Origin of the sequence: Psychrobacter sp. bablab_jr014 (genome assembly GCF_016464015.1) — a bacterium.
GTDB lineage: Bacteria > Pseudomonadota > Gammaproteobacteria > Pseudomonadales > Moraxellaceae > Psychrobacter.
This window is the reverse complement of the sequence record NZ_JACDXT010000026.1, coordinates 21,045-37,716: the sequence shown is the minus strand read 5'-3', so window position 1 is coordinate 37,716 and position 16,672 is coordinate 21,045. Positions and strand designations below refer to the sequence as shown.

Genomic DNA, 16,672 nt, shown 5'->3' with positions numbered 1-16,672 from the left:
GCTACGGCCTTGACCCGCGAAGTACGCCTTCCAAATAATGTACCTAAAGAGCGTCAGTCATGGCGCTCTTTTTTTTATTTATTTTTAGTTTTGGATGTTGTTATGTCTGCAAAAAAAACCAAATCGGCAATCGCTATTCCCGCCAGTGTGCTGGTAATGTCTACAGGTCTACTGCTCAGCGCCTGTAATCAAAAGGTAGAATACGACTATCTGCACGGCGAAACCATGGGCACCAGCTACCACATCAGCTATCAGCTACCAAAAGGCGCGGATGAGGCGGATGTTAAAGCAGCGATTGATGCGCGCTTACAAGAGATTAATGAGAGTATGTCGACGTATCAAGAAGACACGACCATCTCCAAATTTAATCGTTTAGCGCCCAATACGCCGATTGCTATTGATGATGACTTTGCGCGTGTGCTCGATATCTCACGCACGGTATATGAGCAATCAGGCGGCGCATTTGACCCAACCGTCTTGCCACTCATTGAAACCTGGGGCTTTGGTAGCACCATGACGGTTGAGCGTTTGCAAAGTCCGCCAAGTGCCAAAGAAATCGAGGCTGCGTACCAGCTGATTGGCTTTGATAATGTGATTGAAGACGACAAGCAAATCTACAAAACCAAAGACGGTGTGGGACTGGACTTTTCAGCGGTGGCCAAAGGCTATGGCGTCGATGTCATCGCCGATGTGCTCAAAAACAAATACAACGTCATCAACTATATGGTTGAGATTGGTGGGGAAGTGTCGACCTTAGGTGTGAATGCGCAACGACAGCCTTGGCAAATCGCGATTGACGCGCCACTGCAAGACAGTACGGTCAGTGAGCGCGAAACCATCGCCGCGATTCGTCAGCCCATCAAATCTGACAATCAGATGCACCTTGCTACCTCAGGTAATTACCGTAACTCTATCGTCTTTAGTGGAGAGCGCTACAGCCATACCATTGATCCGCTCACTGGCAAGCCCATCGTTGGCGGCGCGCCGTCGGTGACGGTATCGGCAGAGTCCGTCGGCGCTGCAGACGCCTGGGCAACCGCCTTGACCGCGATGCCCTACCCTAAAGCGCTAGAGACCGCTAAGAAAAACAATATCGCGGCCTTGTTTGTGGTGCCCAAAGACGGCGTGCCTATGAATAAAGCAGAGCACAATGCCGATGATTGGCAAGTGGTACAAACCGAGGCCATGCAAAAGTTACGTGCGGACAAAGTATCGTAACCGCTGAGTCGTTCTTTGATGAATAAAATTTGTTATACTAGAGCGTGTCTTCAATTCAAACGTCTGTGACTAAATGGGCGAAAAATGGCTAAATCTTTGGCGAACGGTGTCAAATAGCTGGTCAATATCTCGATATTACCTGCGCTATTTTCCTTGTTTGCCTTTAATTTACCTCATTTTTATCACCATTTTTAAAATGAAGACACGCCCTAAAGTCAGTTACCTGAATTTATGCTTAAAAATAATGCTTTGGTAACTCACACATTTTTTTGGCACTGAGGTTTTATTATGTTAAGTCAATTGCTTCCGATGCTTGCCATTACCTTTAGCGTTTTTGTCTTGTTTTTCTTGTTTATGGGTATTGGCTATATGGTCAAAAAGCAGCCGCTCAAAGGCTCTTGTGGCGGTGTTGCTAAGCTGATGGGCGAGGAGCGATGCTCATTTTGCGGTGACGACCCCAACAAGTGCGAAACCCTAATGGCAGAACAGCAAGAAACAGCGACCAAAGCGGCGCAGCTGGGTAAGTCGGTTTAACCCTTTTTTAACACTCTAATACGCTCAATCGCTTGCTGATTTACTATGTTATCTATTCTTATTGTTTGAGTTGCCGTAATACTTATCCGTAGCGCTGCTTATTGTGCAGCGCATTTTCTTTTTTGCTAAGGCGTGTCTTCCATATAAACGTCCATGACTAGATGGGCTAAAAATGGCTAAATTTTTGCTGCTGCTTGCCTTTGATTTATCTCATTTTTATCGCCATTTTTAAGATAAAGACACACCCTAATGATGACGAGGTCATCATGTCCTACCCACGCGGCACGACCCGCACACCTGCCCGCCCCGATTCAGCACCAACGTCCAATAAATTGACCTTTTGGTTATTGCTCGTGGCATTGATACTGCTTGCTACCAATATGCGTGCCCCTATTGTCGCGCTTGGTTCGATTGCACCCGTCATTTCAGAGGCGCTGTCCTTGTCCGCCATGCAGATCGGCTGGCTGGGTGCCTTGCCAATGTTATCGTTTGCCATTGGTTCATTCATCTCGCCTGCGCTCGGTCGGCGCTATGGGCTAGAGAATACCCTTATCGTCATGATTGCGCTGATGACGGTTGGTCTGCTGCTGCGTGTATTGTGGGTATCGTGGATTGGCTTTTTTGTGGGTACGGCAGTGCTGACCTTAGCGATTGGCTTTGCCAATACCTTGGCGGCACCGATTATCAAAGCCCACGCGTCTAAGCACATCGCCTTATTTACAGGCGTCCTTAGTCTGACCATGACCATTACCGCAGGTGTGGCAGCGGGTAGCGTATTGCCTATTTCCAACACATTGGGCTGGCAATGGGCGCTCGGTATATGGGCGGCTTTAAGCGTGGCTGCATTTGTGGTGTGGCTATGGCTCAAGCGGCAGCTCGGCACGGCAGCGAAGCGTCCCACACACACTACATCGACAGCATCATTGTCCATGTGGCGGCTACCTATCGCTTGGCAAATCGCCATCTTTATGGGTATTCAGTCGCTGCTCTTTTATACCGTCGCCAGTTTTTTACCGTCGATTTGGTTGTCTAAAGGACTCTCTGCAATTAGTGCAGGACAAATGGGGTCAGTCTTTCAGTTTATGGGACCGATTGCCATTATTAGTATCACGTGGCTGATGAATCGCCGTGGTATGCTGCGCTTTTTGGCCGTTACTGCGGCGCTGTGTAATGTTGCAGGTGTGGCGGGCATATTGCTGTTTTCTACCCAGCTGGCGTGGCTATGGTCAGCATTGATGGGTTTGGGCTGTGCGGCGATTTTTACCCTCAGTATTATGCTGTTTTCCTTACGCACGCACACACCTGAGCAGTCCAGCACTTTATCAGGCATGGCGCAAAGTGTCGGTTATTTGATTGCCTTTTTTGGACCACTGGGTAGCGGCTGGCTGCATGAGCTGACGGGCAGTTGGCAACTGGCATTGTGGCTGATGCTCGCGTTTATGGTGGTCAATGTGGTGCTTGCATGGCAAATCAGTCGTCCGCTGATGGTCGATGGTGAGCGTATGCCTTAACCTTAAAATAAATCTGCCCATTTCATTAAAAACACACGGTCAATAAAACTTGTACAACGCTTGTCTATTGCTTTTTTTGTTACACTCGATGCATAAAAAAAGAGGACAAGCGCATGACAGGGCAAGACCGCACCGACACACCAGCCAGCAAACCAACCGCAAAACTTACCATCAAATCAGCCAGTAAGCGGTTGGTTTGGTTCGTGGGCACTGTCGTATTGACAGGCGCATTGGGATTGAGCGCGTGCCAAAAAAGTACAGACGATACCAGCGATACTGCCAATAGCAATACCACTGAAAACACCAGCACCCAAGCACCAACGGTGACTAACGAAAAAGACACCACCACGCCAACCGAGATACGCAATGAAAAAGTTACGGTATTGGCGCTCGGTGATTCCTTAACCGAAGGGCTGGGCGTCGATGCGGACAAAAACTACCCCGCGCAACTAGAAGCGCGCCTCAAAGAGATGGGCTACCCCAATGTGACAGTGATTAACTCAGGCTTGAGCGGTGAAACCAGCACAGGCATGGTCAATCGCCTCGACTGGGTATCGCAGACCAAACCTGACATTACCCTGCTCATCATCGGCGCAAATGATGCCATGCGCGGTATCGACGTGCCCATCATCGAAGACAATATCCGCACCGCCATCAAAACCTTGCGCGAGAACAACAGCAAGGTCATCTTGGGCGGGATGCAAATCTATGACAATCTTGGCTCAGGCTATGTGGCGGACTTTGCCGCGATTTATCCACGTGTGGCAAAAGACATGGACGTGCCATTGATACCTTTTGTGTTAAAAGGGGTCGCCGCCAATCCGCAACTGAATCAAAGTGATGCCATCCACCCGACTGCCGAAGGTTACCGCATCGTGGTCAATGACAATATCTTGCCCGCCCTACTGCCCATCCTGAATGACACCATGGATGAAAAAGCAAGCAATACGGCAAGCGAAGGGGGCAGCCAGTGACCAACGCTACCGACAGTGCGCCGTTATTGACTGGGCGCAACCTGACCAAGACCGTACAAGTGGGCACGCAATCCTTACCCATCATTAAAGAGGTGGATATCACCGTCAATTCAGGTGAGTTTGTGGTCATCATGGGCAAATCTGGCTCGGGCAAATCGACCTTGCTTGGCTTGCTTGCCGCGCTCGATTATCCTGATGCGGGCGATGTGCATTTGGCAGGGCAAGCGCTGCATGAGCTCAGCGAAGACGCCCTTGCCGCCATTCGCCAGCGGCAGATGGGCTTTGTGTTTCAGTCGTTTCATCTGCTGCCAACCTTGAGCGTGGCAGAAAACATTGCCTTTCCTTTAGACATTGCCCGCCGTCCTGACCCTGCGCGGGTCGATGCATTGATTGAGGCGGTTGGGCTCTCCCATCGCCGCGACAGCTTACCCGCGCAGCTCTCAGGCGGCGAGCAGCAACGTACGGCAGTGGCGCGCGCCTTGGTCGCCAATCCGCAGATTGTGTTTGCCGATGAGCCGACAGGTAATCTCGATGAGCACAATGCCGAACAGGTCATGCAGCTGCTCTTAGACTTACGCAGCGAAGTGGGCGCGGCACTGGTCATCGTCACCCACGATGCGGCGCTTGCCAAGCTCGCCGACCGTGTCATCGTCATGCACGATGGGCGGATACAAGACTCATGAGGCAAACCAATCCATTATCCAACACCGATACCACCACACCCAAGACAAACGCGCTATCGCAATGGCTACAAGGCACGCTGGGCAGTAAGGCGCTTACGCGCAGTTGGTGGCGGCTGTGGGTCTATCCTGTGTTGTTGGTATTGACCTTAAGCTTGTCGCTCGCCACTTATCTCGCGCTCGACTCTATCCAGCAAACGGTCAATACTTACGTGACGGACAATCAGCGCGCGCTACTGGGCGGCGATATCGTCCTAAGCGGCAATCAAGAATGGCCTGCCGAAGTGCTACAAACCGTCAATACGCTCGATAAAGACGATGTGGTCTATGACGAGCAGTTTAGCGCGATGCTGATCACGCCCACGCATACGCTCTTGGCACGGCTTAAAGGCATCTCGCCTGCCTATCCGCTGTATGGCGATGTGCGCTTGCAATCGGACAAACCCTTTGATGAGGTATTAAAAGAAAACACGGTACTGGTCGCGCCTGAAGTGCTGACGGGACTGAACGCCAAGATCGGCGATACCGTACGCATCGGTGAAGCCGAATTTACCATCGCGGATGTACTCCTCACTGAGCCTGACCGTCCGCTTAGCGCCTTTGGTATCGGTGCGCGGGTGATGATGCGCCAAGCCGACCTCGATAAAACCGAACTGCTGGGACAACGCAGCCGCGTCAGCTACCGCATCGCCATCGCGGCAACGCCTGACAACCAAGCCCAGCTCAAAGACAAACTGACCCAAACCCTCACCCGCTACCCCAATATTGAGCTGTCTGACACCAGCGATGCCGACACCTCACTGTCGCAAATCTCGGACAATGTGCTGCTGTTCTTAAAACTGCTGGTCATCGCGGTGCTGCTGCTCTCGGCGGTCGCCATGTATGGCATCATCACTGCTTTTGTGACCAAGCAACAAGCCGCCAACGCCATGCGCCTCGCCCTCGGTGAGACACGCACGCAGATTGAGCGCAGCTATCAGCGCCTGATGGTGATGATGGCGCTGCTCGCCTCAGGCATTGCGCTGCTGCTAAGCAGTGCGCTGCTACCCCTCGCGCAGCCCTATATGGCAGCGATATTACCTGCGGAATTAGGCTTGACGGTCGCGCCATTGAGCGTGCTTAAGACCATCACCATCGCTGTTGTCTTGAGCATCATTATCACCTATCGCGCGCTTGGCTTATTGCGCCGCGCCCAGCCGATTGCGCTGTTAAATGGACACAGCAACGTAGAAGAAAGCACGCGCTTTTCGCCCAAGTCCATCCTATGGACGCTGGTAGTCGGTGCGGGACTGTCTGCGTTTTTATCGTATGAAGTGGCGTCTTTGCGTCTGGGCGCGCAGCTGTTTGCCGCGCTTATTGTCTTGGTCGGGGTGTTTTGGCTGATTGCACGACTGTGGCTGGGCGCGCTGGCTTGGCTTGCCAAACGCTATCGCACAGGCTGGATGCAGCGCATGGCGGTACATAATCTGGCGCGTAAGGGCAATCAATCGGCGCTGTTCTTTGTCACCCTTGCGCTGTCGGTCGCGGTACTCACCTTGATTGCCGCGCTCAATCACAGCATCAATACGCAGTTTATCACCGCGTATCCTGACGATGCGCCCAATATCTTTTTGCTCGATGTGCAAAGCGAGCAGCACACCGCAATTAATGACTTGCTCGGCGTACCTGTGCAATATTACCCTGTGATACGCGCACGATTGCTGTCCGCAAACGGTGTGCCTGCCGCTGAGATTGAGACCAAAGAGGGCTTTGATGACCCCACGCGAGTGTTTAATCTCAGCTATACCGACACGCTCATGGATACCGAGTTTGTCACCGACAGTGTCAATGGCGACGCGCTGTATCCTGAGAGTAGTGGCGACAGCGCGCCGAGCCTACAAGAAGCGCAGCCGCTGTCCATCCTCGATACCGCCGCCGAGATGCTGGGCGTGGGTATGGGCGACACGCTGGTGTTTAATATCCAAGGCATTCAGGTCACAGGCACCATCAGCAGTATCCGTACCCGCTATGAGCGCGGTCCGAGTCCGTTCTTTTATTTCTTATTTGAGCCGACATTTTTATCCAAAGCGCCGCAAATCCAGTTTGCCACCGCGCACGTCCCTGATGCGCGCATCTCTGAGATTCAGGGCGTACTGTCGCGGCAGTTCCCGAGTATCACCGCTATCAATGGCGCGCAGGTCGCCGAGCAGATACAGGGTCTGGTGCAGCAGATGAGCCGCCTCGTATATGTGTTTACCTTGCTCGCGCTGTTTACAGGCTTGATGGTACTCATCAGCTCCTTACTGTCTACCTCACAAGAGCGCATTCAAGACAGTGCGTCGTTCCGCCTGCTGGGGATGCAAAAGCGCGATTTGTACGCGCTCAATATGCTGGAAATTGGTGTACTTGGGATGAGTGCGGCGGTGTTTGCGACCGCACTTGCGACCGCTGGCGCGTGGCTGCTGATTACCTATTGGTTTGATTTGCGCTTTAGTATGCCGTGGCTGACCCTTGCGCTTGGGCTGGCTGCCCTACTCGCGGTGCTGCTGATTATTGCGATTGTCTATGTGCGCTTGGTGATTGGGCGCGGGATTATGGCAAGAGTTCGGGCAATGATTTAGGGATCGAAGCGTTAGAAATAATAATTAGACTTTCTAACGCTTCTAATCTAAAGTGTTTTTATATTTTTCAATCAAAGTTAAATTCAATATCATCTTTAGAATTTATTAAATTTGTTATTTTTTCTTTAGATCTTAATAGCTTATATCCTGCTAAAGAGGATTGGTTTTTAACAAGTTCAATAAAGTCTTCATCATCAAAGCAATATATACTTTTATAACTACCTCCCAAACTTTCCATAGTGTTGCACATATTCAAACTTGAACTCTTTCCGTATTTGTCTCTCACTCTATTATGAATATAATAAAATAGATCATGATAAATTTCTGGTAACATACCTAAATAAGGGATAACAATATCTTTTCCAACTAATGTAAAGTAAAAATTATCATTATCGACTTTAAAGTAAAAACGCTCTGTTAATTCATTACCATTCTTAGTTATGTTAAAACCACAGATAAAACTATTTATCACAGAAAGCCTAAAGTATTTATTATAATTATAGTTATCTATTTTTTCTAAAAAATCAAGGGCATTTCTTAATCTAAAATAAATATCTTTATCTCCTATTACTCTATTGTAAAACTTTTCTTTTGCTATAGTAGACTTATTAGAGATGAAGCTTGAATAGAAGTATTCCTGTATACTTCTATGTATGAATGAATATTCAGATCCATCCTTTAAGAAAAGACATACTACAGTAGAAAAGTCTTTAAGAATATCATTAGGACTTGCACTTATATCTTGGCTGCTTATACATTTCTTAATTACTTCGATAGCCTCTTTTCTACTAAGTATAAGCTTTTGACTGTTTCCTGTTAGGAAACAGAACTCTTCAAAAACCTCCTGTAACTTAATAACATCAATTTTACTATTAATATTTCTTATAAAACCCGCCTTAGTGTTATCATGGAGGGATACTATATTAGAAAATAAATTTTCATAGAATTCACTTTGATTTTTTGGTATTTTTAGATTAACCTCATACTGCTTAACGAAAAGAGTAACCATTAAAGGAGTTTTTAACAATCCCTTAATTTCAGTTGAGCTATTCTCTATATTTTTAATTAAATTCTTTTGGAACTCATTATCTAAAACCAGCTTTCTGACAAGGTTTTTTTGCTCGTAAAGTTCATATTTAGCAAGCTTATATACTTTAAATGGAATCGACTTTTGAATTTCAGATTCAGGTCGAGTACTTATGACTATTTGCATATTTGGATAACGTTCATACCAACCTTCGACTTCATTAATTATTCTATTTACATCTTCTTGTGGAATTTCATCAAAGCCATCTAGAAATAAAACCACATCACCACTACTAGCTATTTTGTCGAAATTTTCTTTTTTAAATAAAGGTATCCAATTACTTATAAGAGTACTTATCGCATTCTCTAATGTTTGTTTTTCGTTTAGTCTTCTTAGCTCAAAAAATATAGGTATTCTAACTCCTCGATTAGCCTCTTGATAAGTTAGATAACGCATAAATATAGACTTACCTTGACCAACTGTGCCTTCTAGCACAATAGAAGATGAATCTATTTTTTCAATACTATCGACAATAGTACTGATATTTTCAACTCTAGTAGGAACATAAAACTTATGCAGATCTATACTTTCATTAATCTGATAAAAAGTTTTTACCATAACCACATCAGAGATTTTTTCATGTAATTTAGATAGTGCATTTTGCATCTTTGCTTCACTAACCTTTACCGAAGCTTCATCAAAAATCCAATTTGCTAGCTTTTTCACTGGTTCTTTCAATGCAGTTAATATTAGAGCCTCAGCAGCCATATTTATACCTACTCATTTATTAAGATTTTTGTCAATATAACATGAAAGGTGCACATTAGTTAGCAGGTTTAATACTCTAACTAATTAAGATATATCAATATCCTTTATAGAATTATAGCCTTCATAAATTTATCCTCCCAAACCACCCCTCCCCTCATCCCCACCTTTTGCTATACTAGCCACACCCTATCAACCGCATAACTTCTTACACTCACGGTAGTCTTATGAATTTTTCAAAATTTGGTCAACAATTTACAGAGCAAACGGGTATCTCACAGTTGATGGACGACTTGGGCGACGCGCTCAAGAGCGATCAGCCTGTCAATATGCTGGGCGGGGGCAATCCTGCGCGTATTGAGGCGATTAATGAGGTGTTTTTGCGCACCTATCAGGCGCTTGGGGACGATGGCGCGGAGGGTAATGGGCTTGCCAGCACAGCGCTTAGCAGCATGAGCAACTACTCAAACCCGCAAGGGGATGCAGGCTTTATTGATGCGCTGGTTGGGTTTTTTAACCGTCATTATGACTGGCGGCTGACCCGCGAGAATATCGCGTTGACCAATGGTTCACAAAACGCCTTTTTTTACTTATTTAACCTGTTTGGCGGCGAGTTCGTGCAGGATGGCGAGACGGTACACAAGTCGATTTTGCTGCCGCTTGCGCCTGAATATATCGGCTATAGCGATGTGCATGTCGATGGTCAGCACTTTTTGTCCGTGCCGCCGCACATTGAAGAAGTGACGCACGAGGGTGAGACGGGCTTTTTTAAATACCGTGTGGACTTTGAGGCGCTCGAGAACTTGCCTGCGCTAAAAGAAGGGCGCATCGGTGCGATTTGCTGCTCGCGCCCGACCAACCCGACAGGCAACGTGTTGACCGATGACGAGATGGCGCATTTGAGCGAGCTTGCGGCGCGTTATGAAGTGCCGCTGATTATTGATAATGCGTACGGCATGCCGTTCCCGAACATCATCTATTCAGACGTGACGCTGAACTGGGATGACAACACCATCTTGTGTTTTAGCCTCTCAAAAATCGGGCTGCCTGGGGTGCGTACGGGCATCATCGTCGCTGCGCCAAAAGTGATTGAGACCATCAGCGCGATGAATGCGGTGGTCAACCTATCGCCCACGCGCTTTGGGGCAGCAATAGCCACGCCGCTGGTGAAAGACGACACCATCAAAGACCTATCGGACAATGAGATTAAGCCGTTTTATAAAAATCAAGCACGCCTTGCTATTGCCAATCTAAAAGCGGAGCTGGGCGACTATCCGCTCGTGATTCATAAGCCTGAAGGCGCGATTTTCTTATGGCTCTGGTTTAAGGACTTGCCGATTACCACCCTTGAGCTGTATCAGCGCCTAAAAGCAAACGGCACGCTAATCGTACCGAGTGAGTACTTTTTCCCCGGTATTGATGTCAGCGATTTTCAGCACGCGCACGAGTGCATCCGTATGAGCATCGCAGCGGATGAGGCGACCTTGATTGCGGGTATTAAAGGCATCGGCGAGGTGGTGCGTGCGGTGTATGACGACGCAGCAAAATAGATAACGCATAAGCAATAAAAAAGGGCGCTATACAGTGCCCTTTTTTGTGCGTGTTTTATGGATAATAAAAGCCCATTAGCGGCGCGGCGCATCTAGCAATGTCGTCCATCTGCCGAGCGCATAGAGCGCGTACGGCCAGAAGCAGGTGTTTATAATATCGTGGATGCTGTCACCAAAACGCATCTCAAGACCAAAATCCACCTGCTGTTGTAAGTCCAAATACTCACCGATGAGTGTGATAACAGTGACGCCTACCAGCGCAAGCAATGCCGCTTTATAGTGCGGTAAATAACGGCGGAGCAGCCACATCAGCGCCACGTACACCATGATGCCAATATAAATATGCAGAGCATCACGCTCTAAGCCTGTCAACTCGACGATATAATGCTTTAAGTTATAAAACGCTAAGGGCACAGCGGCAACACTCCCAAAAAGCCCTAATCTAAACCAGTAGACTGACGCTGACCTTGCACAAGCACAGATACTTGGTAACGGCTGGGCGTTTTTGGTAGCGCTTTATTAACGATAAGCTGTGCCCGAATAGTTTATGCCTTAAATATCCCACTCAACGAAGTTTTTAAGCAGTTGCAAGCCTGCGGTATGGCTTTTTTCGGGGTGGAACTGGGTGGCGAACAGATTGTCTTTTAATACACTTGCGCAAAATGGCTGCCCGTAATCGCACACCGCCGCGACAATGCTGCTGTCCTCAGGCGCACAATAATAGCTGTGTACAAAGTAAAAATGACTGTTGTCTTCAATGTTTTGCCATAGCGGATGCGCGCTGTCCATCTCGCTCACGGTATTCCAGCCAATATGCGGGACTTTAATGGTATCACCTGCCGCATCGCGCCATGTCGGGTCAAAGGCTAACACCTCACCACCCAAGAGATCGAGGCACGGTGTGCCGCCGTTTTCTGCCGAGCTGGCAAACAGCGCTTGCATGCCCACGCAGATGGCGAGCACAGGCTTATTAAACACCGCGTCTTTTACCACCGCATCAATGCCCGCCTCGTGCATACCCGCCATGCAATCACGCATCGCGCCAACGCCTGGAAAGACGATTTTGTCCGCGGCGGCGACCACTTTGGGGTCATTGGTCACAGACACCTCTGCGCCCACGACGCTCAGCGCCTTACCGACCGAGTGCAGGTTGCCCATGCCATAATCAAGTACCGCGACTTTGACCGTTTGAGCCATTAGAGCGCCTCCTTAGTCGATGGCAAGGTGTTTAACGCACGCTCATCATATTCGCACGCCATACGTAAGGCACGGGCGAAAGCTTTAAAGATACTCTCAATCTGGTGATGGCTATTTTTGCCTTTTAGGTTGTCCAGATGCACGGTCATCCACGCATGATTGACGAAGCCATAAAAGAATTCACTAAACAAATCGACATCAAAGCTACCCACGTGCGAGCGGGTAAAGGGAATGTCCATGTGCAGTCCTGGACGCCCTGAAATATCGACCACAGCGCGCGACAGAGACTCATCAAGCGGCGCATAGTAGTGCCCGTAGCGACGGATGCCTTTTTTATCTCCGAGCGCTTTGGCAAATGCCTGACCGATAGTGATGCCTGTGTCTTCCACACTGTGATGGTCATCAATATGCACATCGCCTGTACATTTGACATCAAGGTCAAACAGACCGTGGCGCTTGATTTGGTCGAGCATATGATCCAAAAACGGCACGCCCGTATCAATCACCCCTTGACCTGTGCCATCAAGATTGACCGTACAGCTGATTTGCGTCTCGGCGGTATCGCGGGCAACAGTGGCGATGCGCGCTGCACGACCGTGTTGGTGGGCTGGCATGGCGGCTTGGGGCGTTTGGGTAGAAGAAGCAGGAGTATTGGCTGTCATAGCGACCTTCTATAGCTAAAATGGCGAAAAATAAACTAAAATGAATGCCATTCATCATAGCAAACCCCAACGCCGACCGCCACGCTACGCGCGTAACTGAGGCGCAAATTTGCGCAATTCTGCTAAAATAGCTGTGCCCTATTTTTTTGACCTTGTGTTTTCTGCCCTTAGGAGCTGTCATGCCATTAGAAGCGCGCCCCATCACCCGCCTAGATGCGCCCATCATCAAAAAACCCAGCAGCACCAATGAGCTGCATACCCGCTTACAAGCGCTCTACCAGCACAGCCACCCTGACGCGCCTGAGGTACTAGACGTCATTACTACGAGCTTTTTGCGCGGCGGCTGTCTGTATGTCGGGATGTTTAATGACAAACCCATCGCGGCGCTCGCCTGCTTTGATGACGGGCAGACCGATGCCAAGCGCTTGCAGTACTTAAGCGTCCATCCGCAAAATGAAAATCGCGGTATCGAAGGCAAACTCATTAAAATGGTTTATGACGCCGAAGTGCGCCGTGGTACACGCGAGTTCGTCCCTGCTGAGCCGTTGATTCACCAAATCATGAGTGAATACGATATGCTGCGCGTAAAGGGCTAACTCATCCAAAATGGCGCAAAAACCAACTATTTTGACCTTTTTATAAAAAGTCTGGCAAAAAGGCTTGACACAGGCGCGGATATTTAGTTTAATAGCGACCTCAACGAAGACGGCTCGATAGCTCAGTCGGTAGAGCAACGGATTGAAAATCCGTGTGTCGGCAGTTCGATCCTGCCTCGAGCCACCATTCGTTAACAGATATGAAAACACCCCAAATGCTTCGGTATTTGGGGTTTTTTTATGCGTGCGTATTTTGTCTTTGCTACTTTCTTTATTGGCGGTAACGTATCTTGCACACAGTTGGGGTGTTTTTTCTTATCCGCGCCTCGCTATACTGTGCTATCTGCCATAAGGATACGCTCATGCGCGAATTTGATTACGATTTGGATTATAAAAACCTCGATCTGCGCGCGCAGCCTGAGCTGTATCGTGTCGGACGCGGTGAGCAAGGTGTGTTATTGGTTGAGCCGTACAAGTCAGAAATCCTGCCGCATTGGCGCTTTGCCACACCTGATGTCGCACAAGAGAGCAGCGATATTATTTATCAGATGTTTTTGGATTATTTGGCCGATGATGACTTTGTCGGCGCGGATATGGCGCGTAAGTTTTTGCAGATGGGCTACACTCGCGCTCGCCGCTACGCCAATCATAAAGGCGGCAAAAAGTACAAAGGCGCGGTGCCTGATGATAAAAAAGGACAAAGCGGCGCACATGGGCGCGAAGAGCTGCCACGCCAAGAGGAAGACCCCATCAAAGCTGAATCGGCACGCATCTTTAAAGAAAAATGGGACAAGTGCCGCGAGAACCAAACTTATTTAGACATGAAAGCGGCGCACCGCGAGCGTTATAAAGATATTTAGAAAAGAGGTTTAGAAAAGAGGTTTAGACGTCATAAGCAACGCGCTAGACTTATTTGAGCGATAATTCCCTACATCCAACTCCATAATAACAAGAGAAGCCACCCTCTATGCCACTATTAAAGCCTGTATTGATGTTTGATTTTGATGGCACGCTGATCAATAGCGTGCCCGACCTTGCTACTGCGACCAATGCAATGATGCAGCAATTGGGGCGCGAGCCGTATCCGCTATCGACCATTGAAGGCTGGATTGGCAATGGCTCGCGCATGCTGGTAGCGCGGGCATTAAGTGGCGAGCGTATCGTCAGTGACGCCTTGAGCTGCCAAGAGATTGATGATGCCGAGGCGATATTTTTAGAGGCATATGCCGCGCACGATGTCAGTCACACCACACCCTACCCTGATGTGGACAGCGGACTTGCTAAGCTTAAAGCGGCAGGCTATACGCTGGCGCTGGTGACCAATAAGCCAATACGCTTTGTACCGCGCATCTTAGAGGCGCTTGGCTGGCAAGACCATTTTTCTGTGGTCATGGGCGGCGACAGTTTACCGCAAAAAAAGCCCGACCCCGCACCCCTGCATCATGTGTGCGAGACGCTACAAATCTCAGCGGATAAAGCGCTGATGATTGGTGATTCAATCAATGATATCTTGGCAGGTCAACGCGCTGGTGTCGATACAGTCGGCGTGACCTACGGCTATAATTACGGGCAGCCGATTAGCGAAAGCCAGCCGACCTATGTGTTTGATAGCTTTGCTAAACTGACCGCGTGGCTATTGTCCGATGACCTAATCCTATAATTTTAAAATAACATTAGGCACCGCGATAACTGAGCGCCTCCGATAAGTGGGCACTTTGTACTTGTGCGCTGCCTGCCAAATCAGCGATGGTACGCGCCACACGTAATACGCGATGATAACCACGCGCCGATAGATTAAGTCGCTGCTGTGCCATTTGCATGAGCTGTTGCTCCCCACTGCCGAGCACCACGTAATTGTCCAGCTCGGTTGGGCTAAGCTCGCTATTGGCTTTGTTTTGCCGTGCATACTGCTGGGCGCTTGCCGCCTCAACACGCGCGCGTACTTGCTGTGATGGTTCGCCGCCTTGCTGATTTTGTAGGTCGCTGACAGGCAGCGCAGGCACAGTGATATGCAGATCAATCCTATCCATCAAGGGTCCTGACAGCTTATCCTGATAGCGTTTGATTTGCTCAGGACGGCAGCGGCAACGCCCCGAGGGGTCGCCATCATAGCCGCAAGGACACGGATTCATAGCGGCAATCAGCTGAAAGTTGGCAGGAAAGGTCAATTGTGCATTGGCACGGCTGATAGTGATGTTTTTGGATTCTAGCGGCTGGCGCAACACCTCCAGCACCGTGCGGTCAAATTCGGGCAGCTCGTCCAAAAACAGCACACCCTTATGCGCCAAAGTAATCTCTCCTGGGCGAGGACGCGAGCCGCCACCGACCAGCGCCACTGCCGATACCGTGTGATGCACTTGGCGAAACGGTCGGCTGCCATAACAATAGTCACTGTCCGCGACCGAATAGGTGCTGGCGACTTCCAGTGCATCTTCAGCAGACAGCTCAGGCAAAATGGTCGGCAGCCGTGATGCCATCAGCGTTTTACCCGAGCCTGGTGGTCCTACGAATAATAAGGAATGTCCGCCAGCCGCCGCAATCTCTAGCGCACGCCGGGCATGGTGCTGTCCTTTGACATCGGCTAAATCGACATTATAACTGGCGTGCCTCGGTACATTGCTGGGCGTGATGGTCGGCAGTACATCCGCCGCATCATCGTTTGCGCGTAAATGCTGACAGACCGCTTGTAAACTCGGTGCGCCAAGTACCGTGACGTCACCTGCGAGGCTCGCCTCCTCGCCATTATCCGTCGGTACGACCAGCGCTCGCGAGATGTCTTTCTCTGCACACAATGCCCGCGCTACTGCCAGACTGCCTGTCACAGGACGCACATCGCCGTTTAGTGCCAGCTCGCCCATAAACTCAAACGTACGCAAGCGCTCAGGCGCTAGCTGTCCGCTGGCTGCCAAAATCCCAAGCGCAATGGGCAAATCAAAGCGCGCGCCATCTTTGGGTAAATCGGCAGGGGCCAGATTAATCGTCAGGCGTCTGTTCGGAAACTGAAATCCAGAATTAATAATCGCTGAGCGTACGCGGTCCTTACTCTCTCGTACTGCCGCCGCTGGCAAGCCGACAATGGTCAAGGCAGGCAGCCCTTGGGACAGATGCACTTCAATGATGACTTGCGGCGCGTGCAGCCCAACCACTGAGCGGGTATAAACTTGAGCAAAGGACATAACGACTCCAAAGGGTAGATGCCTTGATAATAAAAGATATTGTATAAGCGTGCAAATGTTGTGTATTGTGCCATATTTTTGGTGAGCTTGACTTGTATCTAGAGCGCATTTGTTTTTATATTATCCATAACAGATATACCTACTTTTAATAGGGATTTGTTATAATAAGCGCGCTGTCCTGC

15 protein-coding genes and 1 tRNA gene are annotated in these 16,672 nt (G+C 49.2%); 11 read left to right on the top strand and 5 right to left on the bottom strand.

Annotated features, from left to right (window positions below):
- The first annotated feature begins 102 nt into the window (after positions 1–102).
- The 6 genes from JIE71_RS07405 (at position 103) to JIE71_RS07380 (ending at position 7,517) form a co-directional block, all read left to right on the top strand.
- Complete coding sequence (locus JIE71_RS07405; protein WP_199508093.1) at positions 103–1,218, top strand: FAD:protein FMN transferase; 1,116 nt, start codon at positions 103–105, stop codon at positions 1,216–1,218.
- Positions 1,219–1,506: 288 nt separating this feature from the next.
- Positions 1,507–1,752 carry a (Na+)-NQR maturation NqrM gene (gene nqrM / locus JIE71_RS07400; protein ID WP_199508092.1) on the top strand — a complete coding sequence of 82 codons (246 nt, stop codon included), beginning with the start codon at positions 1,507–1,509 and terminating at the stop codon, positions 1,750–1,752.
- Positions 1,753–2,018: 266 nt separating this feature from the next.
- Positions 2,019–3,263, top strand: coding sequence for a CynX/NimT family MFS transporter (locus tag JIE71_RS07395; RefSeq protein WP_199508091.1), 1,245 nt, complete (start codon positions 2,019–2,021; stop codon positions 3,261–3,263).
- Positions 3,264–3,376: 113 nt separating this feature from the next.
- Positions 3,377–4,237 carry an arylesterase gene (locus JIE71_RS07390; RefSeq protein WP_199508090.1) on the top strand — a complete coding sequence of 287 codons (861 nt, stop codon included), beginning with the start codon at positions 3,377–3,379 and terminating at the stop codon, positions 4,235–4,237.
- Positions 4,234–4,920, top strand: coding sequence for an ABC transporter ATP-binding protein (locus JIE71_RS07385; protein ID WP_199508089.1), 687 nt, complete (start codon positions 4,234–4,236; stop codon positions 4,918–4,920). Before JIE71_RS07390 ends, JIE71_RS07385 begins: the two co-directional genes overlap by 4 nt.
- Positions 4,917–7,517, top strand: coding sequence for an ABC transporter permease (locus tag JIE71_RS07380; RefSeq protein WP_199508088.1), 2,601 nt, complete (start codon positions 4,917–4,919; stop codon positions 7,515–7,517). The genes JIE71_RS07385 and JIE71_RS07380 overlap by 4 nt, the downstream gene beginning before the upstream one ends.
- A 67-nt stretch (positions 7,518–7,584) precedes the next feature.
- On the opposite strand, the gene JIE71_RS07375 is transcribed toward JIE71_RS07380, so the two are convergent.
- Positions 7,585–9,312, bottom strand: coding sequence for an NACHT domain-containing protein (locus tag JIE71_RS07375; RefSeq protein WP_199508087.1), 1,728 nt, complete (start codon positions 9,310–9,312; stop codon positions 7,585–7,587).
- A 224-nt stretch (positions 9,313–9,536) separates the two neighbouring features.
- On the opposite strand from JIE71_RS07375, the gene JIE71_RS07370 reads away from it, so the two are divergent.
- Positions 9,537–10,859, top strand: coding sequence for a valine--pyruvate transaminase (locus JIE71_RS07370; protein ID WP_199508086.1), 1,323 nt, complete (start codon positions 9,537–9,539; stop codon positions 10,857–10,859).
- Positions 10,860–10,934: 75 nt separating this feature from the next.
- Here JIE71_RS07370 and JIE71_RS07365 read toward each other — a convergent pair whose 3' ends face one another.
- From JIE71_RS07365 to hisB, 3 genes are all read right to left on the bottom strand, one after another.
- A complete protein-coding gene (locus JIE71_RS07365; protein WP_199508085.1) occupies positions 10,935–11,273 on the bottom strand; it encodes a hypothetical protein in 339 nt (112 codons plus the stop codon).
- A 138-nt stretch (positions 11,274–11,411) separates the two neighbouring features.
- On the bottom strand, positions 11,412–12,056 hold the full coding sequence (gene hisH / locus JIE71_RS07360) for an imidazole glycerol phosphate synthase subunit HisH (protein WP_199508084.1): 645 nt from the start codon (positions 12,054–12,056) through the stop codon (positions 11,412–11,414).
- Positions 12,056–12,670 (bottom strand): imidazoleglycerol-phosphate dehydratase HisB, encoded by a 615-nt coding sequence (gene hisB / locus JIE71_RS07355; RefSeq protein ID WP_199508109.1) that lies wholly within the window; start codon positions 12,668–12,670, stop codon positions 12,056–12,058. The genes hisH and hisB overlap by 1 nt, the downstream gene beginning before the upstream one ends.
- Before the next feature lie 227 nt (positions 12,671–12,897).
- Between hisB and JIE71_RS07350 the strand changes: the two genes are divergently transcribed.
- The 4 genes from JIE71_RS07350 to JIE71_RS07335 all read left to right on the top strand — a co-directional run bounded on the left by JIE71_RS07350 (position 12,898) and on the right by JIE71_RS07335 (position 14,974).
- Complete coding sequence (locus tag JIE71_RS07350) at positions 12,898–13,314, top strand: hypothetical protein (RefSeq protein ID WP_199508083.1); 417 nt, start codon at positions 12,898–12,900, stop codon at positions 13,312–13,314.
- A gap of 111 nt (positions 13,315–13,425) precedes the next feature.
- Positions 13,426–13,501: transfer RNA gene (locus JIE71_RS07345), tRNA-Phe, on the top strand.
- A 175-nt stretch (positions 13,502–13,676) separates the two neighbouring features.
- Entirely contained in the window at positions 13,677–14,174 is a 498-nt protein-coding gene (locus tag JIE71_RS07340; RefSeq protein WP_199508082.1) for a DUF4385 domain-containing protein, read from the top strand.
- A 107-nt stretch (positions 14,175–14,281) separates the two neighbouring features.
- Positions 14,282–14,974: a phosphoglycolate phosphatase gene (locus JIE71_RS07335; RefSeq protein ID WP_199508081.1), complete on the top strand. Its 693-nt coding sequence runs from the start codon at positions 14,282–14,284 to the stop codon at positions 14,972–14,974.
- Between the two features lie 13 nt (positions 14,975–14,987).
- Here the strand turns inward: JIE71_RS07335 and JIE71_RS07330 are convergent, their stop codons facing one another.
- Positions 14,988–16,490: a YifB family Mg chelatase-like AAA ATPase gene (locus tag JIE71_RS07330; RefSeq protein WP_199508080.1), complete on the bottom strand. Its 1,503-nt coding sequence runs from the start codon at positions 16,488–16,490 to the stop codon at positions 14,988–14,990.
- Positions 16,491–16,672 lie beyond the last annotated feature (182 nt).

What these genes read in the sequence shown, in the direction of transcription:
- JIE71_RS07405 (WP_199508093.1), top strand. Translation starts at nt 103, where the DNA reads ATGTCTGCAAAAAAAACCAAATCGGCAATCGCTATTCCCGCCAGTGTG.
- nqrM (WP_199508092.1), top strand. Translation starts at nt 1,507, where the DNA reads ATGTTAAGTCAATTGCTTCCGATGCTTGCCATTACCTTTAGCGTTTTT.
- JIE71_RS07395 (WP_199508091.1), top strand. Translation starts at nt 2,019, where the DNA reads ATGTCCTACCCACGCGGCACGACCCGCACACCTGCCCGCCCCGATTCA.
- JIE71_RS07390 (WP_199508090.1), top strand. Translation starts at nt 3,377, where the DNA reads ATGACAGGGCAAGACCGCACCGACACACCAGCCAGCAAACCAACCGCA.
- JIE71_RS07380 (WP_199508088.1), top strand. Translation starts at nt 4,917, where the DNA reads ATGAGGCAAACCAATCCATTATCCAACACCGATACCACCACACCCAAG.
- JIE71_RS07375 (WP_199508087.1), bottom strand. Translation starts at nt 9,312, where the DNA reads ATGGCTGCTGAGGCTCTAATATTAACTGCATTGAAAGAACCAGTGAAA.
- JIE71_RS07370 (WP_199508086.1), top strand. Translation starts at nt 9,537, where the DNA reads ATGAATTTTTCAAAATTTGGTCAACAATTTACAGAGCAAACGGGTATC.
- hisH (WP_199508084.1), bottom strand. Translation starts at nt 12,056, where the DNA reads ATGGCTCAAACGGTCAAAGTCGCGGTACTTGATTATGGCATGGGCAAC.
- hisB (WP_199508109.1), bottom strand. Translation starts at nt 12,670, where the DNA reads ATGCCAGCCCACCAACACGGTCGTGCAGCGCGCATCGCCACTGTTGCC.
- JIE71_RS07350 (WP_199508083.1), top strand. Translation starts at nt 12,898, where the DNA reads ATGCCATTAGAAGCGCGCCCCATCACCCGCCTAGATGCGCCCATCATC.
- JIE71_RS07340 (WP_199508082.1), top strand. Translation starts at nt 13,677, where the DNA reads ATGCGCGAATTTGATTACGATTTGGATTATAAAAACCTCGATCTGCGC.
- JIE71_RS07335 (WP_199508081.1), top strand. Translation starts at nt 14,282, where the DNA reads ATGCCACTATTAAAGCCTGTATTGATGTTTGATTTTGATGGCACGCTG.
- JIE71_RS07330 (WP_199508080.1), bottom strand. Translation starts at nt 16,490, where the DNA reads ATGTCCTTTGCTCAAGTTTATACCCGCTCAGTGGTTGGGCTGCACGCG.